We start from the raw sequence: 17,140 nt of genomic DNA on the forward strand, positions 1-17,140 counted from the left end.
CCTCAGCGCTCCCCGGCGACGACGGCGAGGATCTCCTCGTCACCCACGATGCCGACCAGCTCGCCGTCGCGCACGACCTTGACCGGCCGGTCGGCGCGCAGCACCGCCCGGGTCGCCTCGCGCACGACGACGTCCGGGCCCATCTCGGGCCCGTCGAGCAGGTCGTCGGGCCGCACCGGGCGCATGATCCAACGCAGGGTGAGCACGTCGGCCCGGGGCACCTCGCGCACGAAGTCGCGCACGTAGTCGTCGGCCGGGGCGCCGACCAGCTCGTCACCGGTGCCGCACTGCACCTGCCGGCCGTCGCGCATGATCAGGATCCGGTCGCCCAGCTTCAACGCCTCGGACAGGTCGTGGGTGACGAAGACCATCGTCTTGCCGACCTCGTGGTGCAGCCGGACGACCTCCTCCTGCATGTCCCGCCGGATCAGCGGGTCCAGCGCGGAGAACGGCTCGTCGAAGAACAGCACCTGCGGGTCGCCGGCCAGCGCGCGGGCCAGCCCCACCCGCTGCTGCATGCCGCCGGAGAGCTGGTCGGGATGGAAGTCCTGGTAGCCGGCGAGCCCGACCAGCTCGATGACCTCGTTGGCCCGGCGGGTGCGCTCGGCCTTGCCGACGCCGGCGACCTCCAGGCCGTAGGCCACGTTGTCCAGCACCCGGCGGTGCGGCAGCAGGCCGAAGTGCTGGAAGACCATCGAGAACACGTGCCGCCGCAGCTCGCGCAGCTCCTTGTCGTCGGCGGCCGAGATGTCCCGGCCCTGCACGAGCACCTGCCCGGCCGTGGGCTCGACCAGCCGGGTCAGGCAGCGCACCAGGGTGGACTTGCCCGACCCGGACAGGCCCATGACCACGAACACCTCCCCCGGGGCGACGTCGAAGGAGACGTCGCGCACCGCCGCGGTGCAGCCGGTGCGGTCCATCAGCTCCTGCCGGCCCAGCGCCCGCAGCTCCGCGGAGCCGGGCACGGCCCGGGCCCGGGGCCCGAAGACCTTCCACAGCCCGCGGACGGAGATCGCGGGCTCGCCACCGCCGGACGGCCCGGACGCCGGGACCCCCGTCACCTCGGGAGGGACCTGCAGGGTCATGGCGTCCTCTCCGTGCGGTGGGGCGTGCGGCCTGCGCCCGCGGCGCCCCGCCGGGCGCGGCGCGGTCCCGGTGCGACGCCCGGGGCGGGTGCGACGAGAGGGGAAGGTGGTGATCCCCGCACGGTACCGGGGTCGGCGCCTTCTCTCAGGTCGTGCGCGCCACACCGGCCCGGTGGCCCCGGTCGCGCCCGTGCCGGGGCGCGCCCCGGCCCGTACCGTCGTGGCTGCCGCTCCGGGCACCGCCCCTGGGCCGGCACCCCGCGTCGGCACGCACCGCACAGCCTCAGCAGGAGGGCACCGTGAGCGGTCAGCACCCGTCCGTGCTCACCACCGCCCGGACGCTCGCGGCCGGGGAGGTGCTCCGCCGGGGCAGCGCCGCGGACTACCGCGCGCTGACCCCCGCCCCCGGGGAGCGGCACACGGTGCGGCTGGACCTGGTGCCCGAGCGGGACGCCGTCGCCGCGCCACCGGGCCGGCGTCCGGTGGCCTGCTTCGGGCACGTGACCGACCTGCAGCTGGCCGACGTGCAGTCACCCGGCCGGTTCGAGTTCCTGGACGCCCAGGGAGGCGACCCGCGCTTCGCCGACCTGATCCCGATGCACCGGCCGCAGGAGTCGCTGACCGCCCGGGCCGTGGACGCGATGGTCCGCGCGCTGAACGGGGTGTCCGGCGGGCCGGTCACCGGGGCGCCGATGGAGCTGGTGCTCACCACCGGCGACGCCGTGGACAACGCCCAGTGGAACGAGCTCACCCTGTTCCTGGCCCTCCTCGAGGGCGGCACCGCACGCCCGGACTCCGGGGGCCCGGGGTACGAGGGCGTGCAGCACCCGCGCTGGCCGGGCACCGGCTTCTGGGTGCCCGACGGCCGCCACCCGCCGGCCCACGACCGGGCCGAGGACCACCTGGGCCGGGACCACCCGGACGAGGTCGTGGCCCGGTACGGGTTCCCCCGGCTGCCCGGCCTGCTGGACGACGCGCTGGCCGCCTTCCCGGCGCCCGGCCTGCAGGTGCCGTGGCTGGGCTGCTTCGGCAACCACGAGGCGCTGGCGCAGGGCATGGGCGTGCTCACCCCGGCACTCGGCCGGCACCTGGTGGGCAGCCGCAAGCCCGCGGCGCTGGCCGGCGGGCTGGACCCCGACCGGGCGGTGGAGCTGTTCCTGGACAGCCCGGAGGTGTTCTGCGCGACGCTGGACGTGCCGGTGACCCCCGACCGCGGCCGCCGTCCGGTGACCCGGGCCGAGTTCGTGGCCGCGCACTGCTCCGAGCGGGCCCGTCCCGCCGGGCACGGCTTCACCGCGGCCAACCTGCGCGACGGCACGGCGCACTACGCCTGGGACGACGGCCCGGTGCGCTTCGTCTGCCTGGACACCAACTGCCTGGCCGGGGGCAGCGACGGGTGCCTGGACGCCGACCAGCTGCGGTGGCTGGAGCGGGTGCTGCAGGACAGCTCCTCCCGCTGGACCGCGCGGGACGGCGGCGAGGTGCGCAGCGGGGCCGAGGACCGGCTGGTGGTGCTGTTCTCCCACCACGGCAGCGACCGGCTCACGCACAGCCGGGGCCACCGCGGCCCGGAGGGCACGCCGCTCAGCGGGGCGCCGGAGCTGCTCGCGCTGCTGCACCGCTTCCCCAACGTGGTGCTGTGGGTGAACGGCCACACGCACGTCAACGGCATCCGGGCCCACCGCGACCCGCGCGGGGACGGCGCCGGGTTCTGGGAGGTGGCCACCTGCGCGGTGGCCGACTGGCCGAGCCAGGCGCGGGTGCTGGAGCTGGCCGACAACGGCGACGGCACGCTGTCGGTGCTGACCACGATGCTGGACCACGGCGGCCCGGTGGTGCCGGCACCCGGGGGGCGGCGGGACGGCCCCTGGCTGGCGGCGGTGCACCGGGAGCTGGCGGCGAACGTGCCGGGCGGCGGGCTGGACTCGCCGCGGGCCGGGCTGCGCACCGACCGGAACACCGACCTGCGGCTGCCGGCGCCGTTCCCGCTGGCCGGTCTCGGCCGGTGACCCGGCGCCGGACACGACGCCGCCCCGCCCTCCGGTGGGAGGACGGGGCGGCGGTGGCTCCCGATCCGGGGCTCAGGCGGCGCCGAGCACGTCGGCCATGCGGTGCTGCGTGGCGGCCTCGGTCACGCGGCTCTGCCGGTCCATCGTGCGGGCCAGCGCCCGGCGGGCCCACGCGTTGCACGGCGAGGCCTCGACCAGCCGGGTCAGCGTGCGCTCGGCGCGCTGCAGCTGGGCGGAGCCGAAGTAGGCCCGGGCCAGCAGCTCCAGTGCGGCCTCGTTGCGGGGTTCGGCCTCGACCACCGTCTCCAGCATGCGGGCGGCGTCGGTCGGGCGCCCGGACTCCAGGTAGAGCTCCGCGCGGCGGAACTCGTCGTACACGTCGAACATCGTCATCTCGGTCATCAGCCGTCCTCTCCCAGACACGGGCCGTAACCGGCGACCGGCCGGTCTTGTTCCCGCCGCCTGGTGCGCCGAGCGGCCGGCGCACGCCGGTCGACGCACCCGCGCCGGCACCGACGTAGCCTCGCGTGCGCCATGACCGCCGCCCCCGGACTCCCCCGCACCCGCGTGGACGCCTGCCCGGGTGCGCTGCAGACCCACCCCGCGGCCGACGGGGGCCTGGCCCGGGTGCGCGTGCCCGGCGGGATGCTGACGGCGTCCCAGCTGCGGGTGCTCGCCGCCGCGGCGCGGGACCTGGGCGACGGGCACCTGGAGATGACCAGCCGCGGCAACCTGCAGCTGCGCGGGCTCGCCGCCGGCGTGGGACCCGAGCTCGGCGACCGGCTCGCCGGCGCGGGCCTGCTGCCCAGCGCCACCCACGAGCGGGTGCGCAACGTGCTGGCCTCCACGCTGTCCGGCCGGGACGGCAGCGGGCACCTCGACGCCCGGCCCTGGGTCCCGGCCCTGGACGCGGGCCTGTGCGCCGACCCCGGTCTGGCCGACCTGCCCGGCCGCTACCTCGCCACCCTGGACGACGGCCGCGGCGACGTCGCCGGCCTGGGGGGCGACGTCGGCCTGCTGGCGCTGGACGCGGGCACGGTGGCACTGCTGCTGGCCGGCACCGACTCCGGCCTGCGCACCGACCCCGCCGGCGCGGTGGTTCTCGCGCTGGCCGCGACCCGGGCCTTCGCCGCGGAGCGGACGGCCCAGGGCGGCACCGCGTGGCGACTGGCCGAGCTCACCGACGGACCCGCCCGCGTCGCGGCCCGGCTGGCCGGCACCCGGGCCGGTCACCCCACCGGCTCTGCCCCCGGGACGCTCGGCGTCGACCCGCGCGACCTCGTGGCGGTGCCCGCGGCACCGCTGGTGGGCCCGGTCGGCGCGGTCGCCCAGCTCGACGGCCGGACGGCGCTGATCGGGGTCGTGCCGCTCGGGCGGCTCACCGCCGGCCAGGCCGAGCTGCTCGCCGGCCTGGCCGCGCAGGTGCAGCTGACCCCGTGGCGCAGCGTCGTCGTCCCCGACCTGGCCGAGGACGCCGTCGACGACGCCGCCGTCGACCTGTACCGCACCGGCGTCGTCTTCGACGCGGCCAGCCCGTGGCTGCAGGTGACCACGTGTGCCGGCAGCCCCGGCTGCGCGCGGTCGCTGGCCGACGTGCGAGGTGACGCGCTGGCCGCGGTCGCCGCGGGCACGCTGCCCGCCGGCGGCGCCCGCCAGCACTGGGCCGGCTGTGCCCGCCGGTGCGGTTCACCGCACGGCGAGGTGGTCGACGTGCTCGCGGTGGCGCCGTCCGCCGACGCACCCGCCGGCTACGTCGTCACCGCACCGAGCCCACCGGCACCCGACCCCCCCGCACCCGACCAGCCCGCCCCCGATCAGCCCGCACCCGATCAGCACCGAGTCGACGAGGACCTGTGAGCTACCAGTACGAGCACGACGGCGCCGAGATCTACCGCCAGTCCTTCGCGATGATCCGGGCCGAGGCCGACCTGTCCGGCCTGCCCGCCGACGTCGCCCAGGTGACGGTGCGGATGATCCACGCCTGCGGCCAGGTCGACCTGGTGCGGGACGTGGCCTGGTCGCCAGACGTGGTGGCGCGTGCGCGGGAGGCGCTGCACGCCGGCGCACCGGTGCTCTGCGACGCCCAGATGGTCGCCGCCGGGGTCACCCGCCGCCGGCTGCCGAAGGACAACGACGTCATCTGCACGCTCAACGACCCGCGCACCGCGGGCCTGGCCCGCGAGATGGGCACCACCCGCACCGCCGCGGCGATGCACCTGTGGGGCGACCGGCTCGACGGTGCCGTGGTCGCGATCGGCAACGCGCCGACCGCGCTGTTCCACCTGCTGGAGATGGTCGCCGACGGCGCCCCACGCCCGGCCGCGGTGATCGGCATCCCGGTCGGCTTCATCGGCGCCGTGGAGAGCAAGGACGCCCTGGCCGCCTCCGACCTGGACTTCCTCGTCGTCCGCGGCCGGCGGGGTGGCAGCGCCATCACCGCCGCCGCGGTCAACGCGATCGCGAGCGAGGCGGAGTGAGCGGGCGGCCCGGCACCCCGGCAGAGGCCGGCACCACCGGTCGGCTCTACGGCGTCGGGCTCGGCCCGGGTGACCCCGAGCTGGTCACCGTCAAGGCCGCCCGGCTGATCGCCGCCGCCGACGTGGTCGCGTTCCACGCCGCACGGCACGGACGGTCGGTGGCCCGCGGGATCGCCGAGCCCTACCTGCGCCCCGACCAGGTCGAGGAACTGCTGGTCTACCCGGTCACCACCGAGACCACCGACCACCCCGGTGGCTACCAGGGCGCCATCGACGAGTTCTACGAGGCCGCCGCCGCACGGCTCGCCGCCCACCTGGACGCCGGGCGCGACGTCGTCGTGCTCGCCGAGGGCGACCCGTTCTTCTACGGCTCCTACATGCACATGCACAAGCGGCTCGCGCACCGCTACCCCACCGAGGTCGTGCCCGGGGTGACCAGCGTCAGCGGCGCCGCGGCCGCCGTGGGCCGCCCGCTGGTGGAGCGGGACGAGGTGCTCACCGTGCTGCCCGGCACGATGGACGCCGACGAGCTCGCCGAGTGGCTGGCCACCACCGACAGCGCCGCGGTGATGAAGCTCGGCCGCACGTTCCCCGCCGTCCGCGAGGCCTTCGACCGGGCCGGCGTGCTGGACCGGGCGCTGTACGTGGAGCGGGCCACCAGCGACCGGCAGCGCACCCTGCCGCTGGCCGAGGTCGACCCGGACACCGTGCCGTACTTCTCCCTCGCCCTGCTGCCCAGCCCGCTGACCCAGCCCGGCCGGCCCCGCGCCGCGGGCACCGCACCCGCGACCGGCACCGCCGAGGTGGTCGTGGTCGGGCTCGGCCCGGGCAAGCGCAGCTGGACGACGCCGGAGGCCGCCGAGGCCCTCGCCGCCGCCGACGTGCTGGTCGGTTACGGCCCGTACCTGGACCGGGTGCCGGCCAACCCGCGGCAGACCCGGTACCCCAGTGACAACCGGGTCGAGGCCGAGCGCGCGGCACACGCCCTGGAGCTGGCCCGGGACGGCCGGCGGGTGGCGGTCGTGTCCTCCGGCGACCCGGGGGTGTTCGCGATGGCCGCGGCGGTGCTGGAGGTGGCGGCCGAGCCGCGCTTCGCCGACGTCGGGGTGCGGGTGCTGCCGGGGATCACCGCGGCGCAGGCGGTCGCGTCGCGGGTGGGTGCGCCGCTGGGGCACGACTTCTGCGTCATGTCGCTGTCCGACGTGCTCAAGCCGTGGACGCTGATCGTCGACCGGTTGCGGCACGTGGGCGCGGCCGACCTGGTGCTGGCGCTCTACAACCCCCGGTCGAAGGCCCGCCCGCACCAGCTCGGCGAGGCACTGGACGTGGTCCGGGAGCACCGCGGGCCGGAGACCGTCGTCGTGGTCGGGCGGGACGTCGGCGGGCCGGCCGAGGAGCTGACCGTGACCACCCTGGCCGAGCTCGACCCGGCGACGGTGGACATGCGCTGCCTGGTGCTGATCGGCTCGTCGCAGACCCGGGTGACGCCGTCCGGGCAGGTCTTCACCTCCCGCCGCCACCCGGGCCGCTAGTCGGGCAGCTGCAGGCGGGCGTCGGACAGCTCGGCGGACAGGGCCGGCCCGGCGACCTCGGCGAGCCGGCGGACCAGCTGCCCGACCGCGGCGTCGTAGCCGCGGCTCGCGGCCGGCGTGTGGCCGCGGTTGCTGTCCTCGGGCAGCAGCCAGCGCAGCCGGTCGAAGGCCGCGGTGCGCTCGGCGGTGACCTCGGGGTGCCGGCGCAGCTCGTTGCGGATCTCCAGCGCGCAGCGCAGCGAGCGCAGCTCGGTCTCCACCGAGGCGACCTGGTCGGCGGTGGCGTCCAGCCGGCGCATCCGGGTGACCTGCTCCTGGCCCCGGGCCAGCTCCTGCGCCAGGTCGATGCCGGCCAGCGCCGAGCGGGTGCGGGAGCGCACCGCCTGCACCGTCTCGGCCGGCCCCTCCGGCCGGTCGGCCGCGGAGAGGACGACGTGCAGCGCGGACGCGACGCTGGCCGAGGCCAGCAGCACCAGCTCGACCGTCGCCGCGGACCGCAGCTCGACGAGCACGGTGCCGTCGCGCCCGGGCAGGCCGCCGTCCCGGCCGGGGGTGGGCAGGCCGGCCACCCGGCCGGTCATCCCCACCGGGTGCGTCGGCACCTCCGGCCGGGCCTGGCTGGGCAGCACGGCCAGCAGCACGTAGGCGGCCAGCAGGTCCAGTGCCTGGGTGAGGTCGCCGATCCGCACCAGGGACGGCCGCTCGGGCGGCTGCGTCCAGCGCAGCCGCACCAGCCGACGCTCGGTCTCGGCCCCGGTGACGGGGCCGGGGGTCGCACGCACCGTCCTCGCTCCTGTCCGCCGCCGGATGACTCGCGCCGCCGAGGCTAGGCGACGGCACCCCCGGGCTCCCGCGGGACACGAGCGGACGCTGCCCCGTGCGGTCTCGGAGCCGCGGCCCGGACCGGGCGCACGGCGCGGGAACAGGACGTCGGCCCCGGCGCTTGCAGCTCCACGTGCCCAGCCGTCGACTGACCGGAGCGCCCGCCTTCTGGGCCGTGGCAGCCGTCTACCTGCTCGTGCTGGTCTCCTCCGGTGTCCCGTCGCCGCTGTACCGGGTCTACCAGGAGGAGTTCGGCTTCTCCTCCGGTCTGCTGACCGTCGTCTTCGCCGTGTACGCGCTGGCGCTGCTGGCCTCGCTGCTGGTGGTCGGCGCACTGTCGGACCACATCGGGCGGCGTCCGGTGCTCGTGGTCGGGCTGGTGGTGCAGGCGGCCGGGATGGTGCTGTTCCTGCTCGCGGACGGCGTCGGGTGGCTGCTCGCCGCCCGGGTCGTGCAGGGCTTCGCCACCGGCGCGATGACCGGCGCGTTCGGGGCGGCGCTGATGGACCTGCAGGCCCGCGACCGGCCGCTCGCCCCGGTGGTCAACAGCGCGACCCCGGGGCTGGGTCTGGCCGTGGGCGCAGTCGGCGCCGGCCTGCTGGTGGAGTTCGTGCCGGCGCCCACCGAGTGGGTGTTCGGCGTGCTCACCGCCCTGTTCCTGCTGTTCGCCGTGGGCGTGCTGCTCGTCCTGCCGGAGTCCTCCCCGCGGCGCCCCGGGGCGCGTGCCTCGCTGCGGCCCACGCTCACCGTGCCGCCGCCGCAGCGCCGGCCGTTCCTGCTGGTCATGCCCTGCCTGGCCGCCACCTGGGCCTTCGGTGGCCTGGCCGCCTCGCTCGGGCCGTCGCTGTCGGCCGAGGTGTTCGGCATCGACGACCACTTCCTGGGCACGCTCGGGGTGGCGGCGATCAACGGCACCGGGGTGATCGCGTCGCTGGCCATGCGCAACGCCGCGCCGCGCCGGTCGCTGCTGGTGGGCGCGCTGGTCTTCGCGACCGGCGTCGCCGGCACCGTCGTCTCGCTGCTCACCGCCTGGACGTGGCTGTACTTCCTCACCGCCGTCGTGTCCGGCTGGGGTTTCGGGGCGGCGTTCCTGGGCTCGGTCGCCGTGGTCACCCAGGACGTCGCCCCCGGCTCCCGGGCCGGGCTGATGTCGGCGCTGTTCACCTTCGGCTACGTGAGCTTCAGCGTGCCCGCCGTCGCCGCCGGGGTCGCCTCCGGGCGGTGGGGTCTGGCCGCGACCGCGGAGGTCTTCGGCGTCGTGGTGGTGCTCTCGGCGCTGGTCGCCGTCGTGGGCCTGCTCCTCCAGCAGCGCCGCACCGCCGCGCCGTCCCTGGCCCGCGCCCCCGCCGACACCCCCGCCTGACCCCCCTTCCGCCAAGATGGCCATCGTGGCGGGGAGTTCGTGTCGGTTGTGGCGCCTCTTGCGACACCACCCACCCGCCACGATGGCCATTGTGGCGGGGAGTTCGTGTTGGTTGTGGCGGCGCCCGCCGCCTGAGGCCGCCGTTCGGAGACCGCCACGATGGCCATCGTGGCGGGGGGTTCCTGTCGGTTGCGGCGGGGCGACGGGTGTCGACCCGGCCGTGAGGTCAGGAGCGGGCGCGGGTGACGGCCTCGCAGTAGCGCTGGTGGTCGAAGCGGGCGGCGGCGAGGGGCTCCAGTACCTCGTCCTGGGCGACCTGGTCGACCCGCTCGGTGAGCGCCCGCCGCGCCTGTCTGCCCCGCCGCCGCGCGCCCATCGCGACCAGCGGGCGGGCGACGAGCGCGAGCAGCAACCCGGCCAGCAGCCCGCCGACCAGCAGCAGCGTCGGCAGCGGGATGCCCTCCACCCGGGGCAGCGGGACGACGTCGTCCAGCTGCAGCCACCCGAGCACGACCAGCCCGAGCAGCCACAGCGCCCCGGCCAGCGCCACCAGCATGAGCAGCCACTGCAGGCCGCCGACGCCGCGCTGCCAGAACGGCGTCCGGTCGGGGCCGAGGTCCGCCCCGGCGACGGCCCGGTCCAGCTCGCCGGCCAGCCGGTCCTCCGAGACCTCGGCGGTGCGGCGCAGCTCGTCGCGCCAGGCCTGGGGCAGCCCGTCGCCGGCGCCGTCCCGGGCCCGCCGCAGCGCGGTGCTGACGCCGGCGCGCTGCACGGCGCCGGCCTCGGGCAGCGACGTGCGGGACTCCTCGTTGCCCAGGTGCAGCCGCTTCAGCGGGTCGGCCCGCAGCTTCCCGGTCCAGCGGACGACGGGCCAGCCGGTGGCGGCGGTCCCCCGCCGGCGCGCGGACCGCTCGACCGCCGCGACGACGGTGGGCACCCCGGCCGCGGACGCCAGCGCCTCGGTCAGGCCCTCCCGCTCGTCCCGTCCCAGCTCGCTGCCTCCGGAGCCACAGTGCTCGGCCAACGCCCCGGCCGCGCCCCGGACGTCGGCGGTCAGCCGGTCGGTGGCCGCCCGGCGCGCCGCGACCCGGGTGGCCAGCTGGGCGCGCAGCTCCTCGACCCCGTCGCCGGTGCGCGCCGACACCGGGAGCAGCGGCGTCCCGGCCAGTCCCTCCGAGTCCAGCAGCCCGCGCAGGTCGGCGACGCAGGCCTTGGCGGCGAGCTCGTCGAGCCGGTCGACCTGGTTGAGCACGACGTAGAGCACCCCGGCGTGGCCGGCGAGCGGCACGAGGTAGCGCTGGTGGACGGCGGCGTCGGCGTACTTCTGCGGGTCGAGCACCCACACCAGGACGTCGACCAGCTCCACGAGCCGGTCGACCTCGAGCCGGTTCTCCATCCGCACGCTGTCGTGGTCGGGGAGGTCGAGCAGCACCAGCCCGTCGAGCCGGGGGTCGAGGGCGGCGGCGTGCCGGCGCGGCACCTGCAGCCAGTCCAGCAGCCGGTCCTGCGCGTCGCCCCACACGGTGGCGTGCGCGACACCGGTGGTCGGCCGACGCACCCCGGGCACGCTCACGTCGCCGCCGGAGAGCGCGTTGAACAGCGTCGACTTGCCGCTGCCGGTGGCGCCTGCCAGCGCGACGACGGTGGCCGTGCCCAGCGCCTCGCGGGCCCCCGCCTTGGCCAGCAGCGCCCGCGCGTTCGAGACCTCCGGCACCTCGAGCCGGCCGTCGGCGATCTCGACGGCGTCGCGCAGCGCTGTCAGCCGGTCGGCGAGGGAGAGCTCGCGCCGGCGGATCACCGGGCGTCCTGCTGCCGGGCGCGCGCCAGGGTCTGGGCGGCGTCGGTCAGCTCGTCGGCCGCCTCGGGGGCGGGGGCGACGGCGTCGAGCAGCGCGTCGAAGCGGTCCTGCTCCTCGCCCAGCAGCCGGTCGGCGCGGGCGGACAGGTCGGCGCGGGCCCGGTCGGCCAGCGCGCGGACGGCGGCGTCGCCGAACACCGCCTCCAGCACCCGCTGGCCCACCGCGGTCGTGCCGCCGGCCACGGCGACCTCGCCGCCGGTGAGCCCGCCGGTGGAGGCGAAGACGGCGACCATGACCACCGCGCCGGCGCCGTTGATGCCCCAGGACATGAACCGGGCCCGGGTCCGGCGGCCGGCGCCCTCGGTGCGGACCAGGTCGAGCACGACGCCCTGCCAGCTCCGCACCTCGTCGGCGGCGATGCCGGTGAACTGCGGCGACACGCCCTCCAGGTCCTGCCGGCCGGCCACCAGCGCGGGGCCGCCGGGCAGTGCCCGCCAGGCGGTGACGGTGCGCTCGGCGGCCCGGTCGGCCTCGGCCCGCAGCAGCTGCTCGACGCTGGACTCCAGCGCACCGCGCAGGTCGTCGGCCGGGGTGGGCCGGCCGGTCAGCGAGGCGGTCAGCCGGTCGCGCAGCCTCCCCACCCCGGACTGCAGGTTACGCATCCACTCGCCGGTGCCGACGAACTCCTGCCAGCGGGCCAGCACCTCCCCGCGCAGCAGGGTGCCGCTACGCACCCCTTCATCGATGCCGTCGCGTGCCTCGGCGTAGGCGGCGTCGGCGGCCTGGCGCAGGGAGCCGGCGGCAGCGTGCTGGGCCTGGACGGCGGTCACCAGGCCGGCGACCCGGCCGTCGAGGCTCTCCAGCGCACCCTGCAGGGTCTGCCGGACGACGGCGGCCCGCTGCTCCTGGTCGGCAGCCAGCGCGAACAGCCACTCGCGCAGCGGCGCCACCTGGTCCGCGGGCAGCATGCCGTCGACCAGCGGGCGCTCCTCCACGACGAACAGCCGGGCGCCGCTCAACCCGGCCCGCTGCAGCATCCCGGCCAGGTCGTCGGCCACCTCGCGGACGGCGTCGGTCGGCACCCGGTCGAGCACGACGGCCAGCGCGGTGCCGCGCTCCTGCGCCGTTCGCAGCAGGTCCCACGGGACGGCGTCGGCGTAGCGGGCGGCGGTGGTCACGAACACCCACAGGTCGGCCGCGGACAGCAGCTGGCCGGCGAGGTCTCGGTTGGCCTCGACCACCGAGTCGACGTCCGGGGCGTCGATCAGGGCCAGCCCCGCCGGGACGTCGTCACGGGCGACCAGCCGCAGCGCGCCGGGACCGGCGTCGGCGAGCGACTCCCCGGTGGCCCGGGCGAGGCCGGGCAGGACGCGGTCGTCGGCGAAGGCGGCCCGGTCGGCGGTGGAGCAGACCAGCACCGGCGCCCGGGTGGTCGGCCGGAGCACACCGGGCATCGACACCGGCGCGCCGATCACGCTGTTGACCAGGGTCGACTTGCCGGCGCCGGTGGAGCCACCGACCACGGTCAGCAGCGGGGCGTCCAGGTCGCGCAGCCGGGGCAGCAGGTAGTCGTCGATCTGGTCCACCACAGCGCGCGCGGCGCGTACGGCGTGGTCCCGCTCGGCGGTGGCCAGGCCGAGCGGCGCGGCGGCGACCTGGTCGCGCAGCGCCTGCAGGGCGTCGGGCAGCCGGGTGGCGGCGGGGAGGGTCTGCACCAGGCGATCATGCCCAGGTCAGCGGGGTCCTACCCCTCCCCCGCCGGTCGCCGCGGTCAGCCCATGGACTTCTGCCCGTCGATCGTCTCGCGCAGGATGTCGGCGTGGCCGGCGTGCTGCGCGGTCTCGCCGACGATGTGCAGCACCACCTGGCGGGCCGACCAGGAGGCCCCCGGCTCGAACCACGGCGCCTCGGGGAGCGGGTGCGCGGCGTCCAGGCTGGGCAGTGTGCGCACCAGCTCGTCGGTGCGCGCGGCCACCTCCGCGTAGCGCTCCAGCACGGCGGCCAGGGTCTCGCCGGGCTGCATCCGGAACTGGCCCAGCCAGTCGGTGTGCTCGTTCGCCGCGGCCATCCGCTCGGCGCCGCCGGACATGAACGCGGCCCACCCGGCCTCCACCAGGGTGACGTGCTTGACCAGCCCGCCGATGCACAGCTCGCTGGCGGTCGGGCGCAGGCCGGCCTGCTCGTCGGTGAGCCCCTGCGCGGTGTGCCGCAGGAAGTGCCGGCGCGTGGCCAGGATCTGCAGCAGGTCTGCCCGCTCGCGGTCCATGGTGGTCTCCTCCGTCGTCCGTACCTCGGTGCTGGTCATGTCCGTGCCCTCCATCGCTCGTCGTGGGGTCGACGCTAGAGAACACTCCGGTCAGTTCCTGACCGCAATGGCAGCAGACTGGGGGCATGGCCCAGACGAGCACCCGGATGCTCCAGCTGCTCTCGCTGCTGCAGACCCACCGGCACTGGCCGGGCAACGAGCTGGCCGACCGGCTGGAGGTCTCGCCGCGCACGCTGCGCCGGGACGTCGACCGGCTCCGCGAGCTCGGCTACCCGGTGCGGGCCAGCCGCGGCGTCGACGGCGGGTACCAGCTGAGCCCCGGCGCCGCGCTGCCCCCGCTCGTCCTGGACGACGAGGAGGCCGTCGCGATCGCCGTCGGGCTGCAGGCGGCGGCGTCCTCCGCGGTCGCCGGCATGGCCGAGTCGTCGGTGCGGGCACTGACGAAGCTGGTCCGGGTGATGCCGCAGCGGCTGCGCCGGCGGGTCGACGCGCTGCACGCCGTCACCGTGCCCGGCGCCTGGGAGCGGGCCGGCGAGGTGGTCGAGCCCACCGTCCTGACCACGCTCGCCCAGGCCTGCCGGGACGACGAGCGGCTGCGCTTCGGCTACACCGCCGCCGACGGGAGGGTCAGCGACCGGCACGTCGAGCCGCATCGGCTGGTGTCGCTCGGGCGCCGCTGGTACCTGGTCGCCTACGACGTAGAGCGGGCGGACTGGCGGAGCTTCCGCCTCGACCGGCTGCAGCGACCGGCCGGCACCGGCGCCCGGTTCGCCCCGCGCCGGCTGCCCGCCGAGGACGCCGCGGCCTTCGTGCAGGCCGGGACGGGCCCGCGGGCGACGGCGCACGCGGTGGCCGCCGTGGTTGAGCTCCCTGCGGCCCGGGTGCGCGAGCACGTCGGCCGCTGGGGCGACGTGGAGGACCTCGGCCCCGACCGGTGCCGGCTGCGGATGGCCACGGACGCCTTCGACTGGCCGGCGATGGTGCTGGGCTCGCTGGGGGCGGAGTTCACCGTGGAGGAGCCGCCCGCCCTGGTCGAGCACCTCCGCCGGTGCGCCGAGCTCTTCACCCGCGCGGTGAGCTGACGGGGCGGCGCCACAGCGGCTCCAGCTCGGCGGTCTCCTCCTCGGTGGCCACCCGGAAGGGCGGCTGCGCGGGCTGCGGGAGGGCGTGGCGCTGCTGCCCGCGGGTGGCCCGCAGGCTGGCCGCGATCGAGACGCCGATGATCGTGGCCACCACGGCCAGCGAGATCGTCGTCGGGATGTAGAAGACGTCGATCTTGAGCAGCATCTTGATGCCGACCCAGATGAGCACCAGCGCCAGGCCGAGCTTCAGGTAGACGAACCGGTGGACCAGGTCGGCGAGCAGGAAGTACATCGCCCGCAGCCCCAGGATGGCGAACGCGTTGGCGGTGAACACCAGGAAGGCCTCGTCGGTGACCGCGAAGATGGCCGGGATCGAGTCGACCGCGAACACGATGTCGGTGACCTCGATCAGCACCAGGACGGCGAGCAGCGGGGTCGCCAGCAGCACGCCGCCGCGCCGGACGAGCAGCCGCTGGCCGTGGAAGGCGTCGGTCATCGGCACGTACCGGCGGAACCACCGCAGGGCGCGGGAGTTCTCGACGTCGATGTGCTCGTTGCGCTGCCGGATCATCCGCCAGCCGGTGTAGAGCAGGAAGGCGGCGAACACGTAGAGCACCCACGCGACGTTCTCGATGAGCACCGCACCGGCGGCGATGAAGATGCCGCGGAACACCAGGGCACCCAGCACGCCGAGGAACAGCACCCGGTGCTGGAACTCGCGTGGGACGGCGAAGAACCCGAACACGATCGCCCAGACGAACACGTTGTCCACGGCCAGGGACTTCTCGATGACGTAGCCGGCGAAGTACTGCTGACCGAGCTCGGCGCCGTAGCGCCACCAGATGAACCCGCCGAACGCGACGCCGAAGGCGACCCAGACCAGCGACCAGGCCGCCGCCTCCCGGACGCTGATCACGTGCGCACGACGGTGCGCGAGCAGGTCGACGGCGAGCATCGCGAGGATGAAACCGAGCACGGACGCCCACAACCACAACGGGACGGACACACCAGCCTCCAGTCAGCGTTCTGACCAGAGGTCTCGCCCAGCCGGAGCCCACCCCGCCGAGCCCGGATGGCCGGGCCGTACTGACGACGGGGCGCTCGGGGCTACTCCCCTCACGGTGATCTGATTGAAAGGTCCACCAGGGCGTGCTGTCAAGACCGCACGCCCCGCGCCGTGTCGACAGGCCGCCATGTCGACCTCCCGCCGTGTCGACACCCCGCCCTGTCGACACCCCGCCCTGTCGACACCCCGCCCTGTCGACTCTGCGCCGTGTCGACATGGCGACATCGGCGACCGACCGGTCAGAGGGCAGCCAGCGCGGCGGGCACCTCACCCGGGGTCGCGACGACGACGGCGGCACCCGCGGCCACCAGCTCGCCCTCCGGGGCGGGACCCCAGCCGGCGCCGATGCAGGGCAGCCCGTGCACCCGCGCGCCGAGCACGTCCTGCGCCCGGTCGCCGACCAGCACCGGCCGCTCCCCGTCCGGGTGGGCGGCGAGCGCGAGGCCCACCACCTGCTCCTTGTGCCGCACGGTGCCGTCGAAGGTCGCGCCGTGCACCGAGTCGACGGCGTCCCGCAGGCCGACGTGGGCCAGGATGCGCAGCGCGGAGTCCGCGGGCTTGCTGGTGGCCACGGCCAGGGTGCAGCCGGCCGCGCGCAGCTCCTGCAGCAGCTCGCGGACCCCCGGGTACACCGGCGCCTCGAGCATCGCCCCCGCGCTGTAGTGCGCGCGGTAGGCCACCACGGCGCGCTCGACGTCGGCCTCGGGCACGCCGATGACGTCGGCGAACCCCTCCCACAGCGGCGGGCCGACCATCGCCTGCAGCTGCGCGGCTGTCGGCTCCGGCAGGCCCAGCCCGGCGACCGCCACCCGCACCGAGGCGGTGATCCCGGGCGCCGAGTCGACGATGGTGCCGTCGAGGTCGAACAGGACGAGCCGGCTCACGCCGGCCCGCCCGTGGTCCAGGCGACCGCCGCGGCCACCGAGTCGACCACCGTGACGCCGTCCGGCGGCCGGGGCCGGCGCACCAGCACCACCGGGACGCCGAGCTCGCGTGCGGCCTGCAGCTTGGCCTCGGTCATGTGACCTCCGGAGTCCTTGGTGACGACGACGTCGACGGCGTGCTCGCGCAGCAGCGCCCGCTCGTCGGCGAGCGAGAACGGCCCGCGGGCCAGCACGAGGGTGGCCCCCGGTGGCAGCGGCTCGGTCGGCGGGTCGACGGCGCGCACCAGCACCCGGCCGCGCAGCCCGGCGAAGGCACCCACCCCCTGCCGGCCGGTGGTGACGAAGACGCTCCGGTGCCCGGCGACCGCGGCAGCGGCCCCGGCCAGCGAGTCCACCCACCGCCAGTCGTCCCCGGGCTGCGCCGTCCAGCCGGGTCGGTGCAGCCGGAGCAGCCGCACGCCGGTGACCGCTGCCGCCGCAGCCGCGGAGGCGGTGATCCGGGCCGCGAACGGGTGCGTGGCGTCGACCACCGCGCGCGGCCGGTGCTCCTGGATCCAGGCGGCCAGCCCGTCGGCGCCGCCGAAGCCACCGACCCGGGTGGCCCCCGCGGGCAGCACCGGGTCGGCGACCCGGCCGGCCAGCGAGGTCAGCACGTCGACCCCCGCGGCCACCAGCGCCGCGGCCAGCTCGCGCGCCTCCCCGGTGCCGCCGAGCACCAGCACCGGCCCGCTCACCGCCGCCACCTGACCGCCCTTC

The 17,140-nt window shown here is 76.5% G+C and carries 15 protein-coding genes; 6 read left to right on the forward strand and 9 right to left on the reverse strand.

Annotated features, from left to right (window positions below):
• Nucleotides 1-2: 2 nt before the first annotated feature.
• The gene (locus G1H19_RS12740; RefSeq protein ID WP_152729530.1) at nt 3-1,085 is read right to left on the reverse strand and encodes a quaternary amine ABC transporter ATP-binding protein; all 1,083 of its coding nucleotides are present in this window, start codon (nt 1,083-1,085) and stop codon (nt 3-5) included.
• Between the two features lie 299 nt (nt 1,086-1,384).
• Between G1H19_RS12740 and G1H19_RS12745 the strand changes: the two genes are divergently transcribed.
• Complete coding sequence (locus tag G1H19_RS12745; protein WP_162392971.1) at nt 1,385-3,094, forward strand: TIGR03767 family metallophosphoesterase; 1,710 nt, start codon at nt 1,385-1,387, stop codon at nt 3,092-3,094.
• Nucleotides 3,095-3,166: 72 nt separating this feature from the next.
• Here the strand turns inward: G1H19_RS12745 and G1H19_RS12750 are convergent, their stop codons facing one another.
• The gene (locus tag G1H19_RS12750; protein ID WP_235909578.1) at nt 3,167-3,496 is read right to left on the reverse strand and encodes a tetratricopeptide repeat protein; all 330 of its coding nucleotides are present in this window, start codon (nt 3,494-3,496) and stop codon (nt 3,167-3,169) included.
• A gap of 132 nt (nt 3,497-3,628) precedes the next feature.
• Between G1H19_RS12750 and G1H19_RS12755 the strand changes: the two genes are divergently transcribed.
• Genes G1H19_RS12755 through G1H19_RS24540 form a run of 3 tightly spaced genes read left to right on the forward strand, consistent with a single transcriptional unit; the run spans nt 3,629 to nt 7,103 of the window.
• Nucleotides 3,629-4,951, forward strand: a complete 1,323-nt coding sequence (locus G1H19_RS12755) for a nitrite/sulfite reductase (RefSeq protein ID WP_152729528.1) — start codon at nt 3,629-3,631, stop codon at nt 4,949-4,951.
• Nucleotides 4,948-5,571 (forward strand): precorrin-8X methylmutase, encoded by a 624-nt coding sequence (locus tag G1H19_RS12760; RefSeq protein WP_162392970.1) that lies wholly within the window; start codon nt 4,948-4,950, stop codon nt 5,569-5,571. The genes G1H19_RS12755 and G1H19_RS12760 overlap by 4 nt, the downstream gene beginning before the upstream one ends.
• Complete coding sequence (locus tag G1H19_RS24540; protein WP_162392969.1) at nt 5,568-7,103, forward strand: precorrin-2 C(20)-methyltransferase; 1,536 nt, start codon at nt 5,568-5,570, stop codon at nt 7,101-7,103. The genes G1H19_RS12760 and G1H19_RS24540 overlap by 4 nt, the downstream gene beginning before the upstream one ends.
• Here the strand turns inward: G1H19_RS24540 and G1H19_RS12770 are convergent.
• The gene (locus G1H19_RS12770) at nt 7,100-7,885 is read right to left on the reverse strand and encodes a hypothetical protein (RefSeq protein WP_152729527.1); all 786 of its coding nucleotides are present in this window, start codon (nt 7,883-7,885) and stop codon (nt 7,100-7,102) included. The genes G1H19_RS24540 and G1H19_RS12770 overlap by 4 nt on opposite strands.
• A gap of 173 nt (nt 7,886-8,058) precedes the next feature.
• On the opposite strand from G1H19_RS12770, the gene G1H19_RS12775 reads away from it, so the two are divergent.
• The gene (locus G1H19_RS12775) at nt 8,059-9,288 is read left to right on the forward strand and encodes an MFS transporter (protein ID WP_235928122.1); all 1,230 of its coding nucleotides are present in this window, start codon (nt 8,059-8,061) and stop codon (nt 9,286-9,288) included.
• Between the two features lie 226 nt (nt 9,289-9,514).
• Here the strand turns inward: G1H19_RS12775 and G1H19_RS12780 are convergent, their stop codons facing one another.
• Genes G1H19_RS12780 through G1H19_RS12790 form a run of 3 tightly spaced genes read right to left on the reverse strand, consistent with a single transcriptional unit; the run spans nt 9,515 to nt 13,391 of the window.
• Nucleotides 9,515-11,086: a YfjP family GTPase gene (locus tag G1H19_RS12780; protein ID WP_322099362.1), complete on the reverse strand. Its 1,572-nt coding sequence runs from the start codon at nt 11,084-11,086 to the stop codon at nt 9,515-9,517.
• Nucleotides 11,083-12,801, reverse strand: a complete 1,719-nt coding sequence (locus G1H19_RS12785) for a GTPase family protein (protein ID WP_162392968.1) — start codon at nt 12,799-12,801, stop codon at nt 11,083-11,085. Before G1H19_RS12785 ends, G1H19_RS12780 begins: the two co-directional genes overlap by 4 nt.
• A gap of 56 nt (nt 12,802-12,857) precedes the next feature.
• Nucleotides 12,858-13,391, reverse strand: coding sequence for a DinB family protein (locus G1H19_RS12790; protein ID WP_174278050.1), 534 nt, complete (start codon nt 13,389-13,391; stop codon nt 12,858-12,860).
• Nucleotides 13,392-13,477: 86 nt separating this feature from the next.
• Here G1H19_RS12790 and G1H19_RS12795 point away from each other — a divergent pair, with 86 nt between their 5' ends.
• Nucleotides 13,478-14,434 (forward strand): helix-turn-helix transcriptional regulator, encoded by a 957-nt coding sequence (locus tag G1H19_RS12795; protein WP_152729523.1) that lies wholly within the window; start codon nt 13,478-13,480, stop codon nt 14,432-14,434.
• Here the strand turns inward: G1H19_RS12795 and G1H19_RS12800 are convergent.
• From G1H19_RS12800 to G1H19_RS12810, 3 genes are all read right to left on the reverse strand, one after another.
• Nucleotides 14,415-15,440: a TerC family protein gene (locus tag G1H19_RS12800; protein WP_162392967.1), complete on the reverse strand. Its 1,026-nt coding sequence runs from the start codon at nt 15,438-15,440 to the stop codon at nt 14,415-14,417. The two genes, G1H19_RS12795 and G1H19_RS12800, sit on opposite strands and share 20 nt — an antisense overlap.
• Nucleotides 15,441-15,739: 299 nt before the next feature.
• Nucleotides 15,740-16,384 carry an HAD family hydrolase gene (locus G1H19_RS12805; RefSeq protein ID WP_162392966.1) on the reverse strand — a complete coding sequence of 215 codons (645 nt, stop codon included), beginning with the start codon at nt 16,382-16,384 and terminating at the stop codon, nt 15,740-15,742.
• Nucleotides 16,381-17,118: a cobalt-precorrin-6A reductase gene (locus G1H19_RS12810; RefSeq protein ID WP_174278049.1), complete on the reverse strand. Its 738-nt coding sequence runs from the start codon at nt 17,116-17,118 to the stop codon at nt 16,381-16,383. The genes G1H19_RS12805 and G1H19_RS12810 overlap by 4 nt, the downstream gene beginning before the upstream one ends.
• Nucleotides 17,119-17,140: the final 22 nt, after the last annotated feature.

It is taken from the genome of Goekera deserti, assembly GCF_010685995.1.
In the GTDB taxonomy this organism is placed as follows: domain Bacteria; phylum Actinomycetota; class Actinomycetes; order Mycobacteriales; family Geodermatophilaceae; genus Goekera; species Goekera deserti.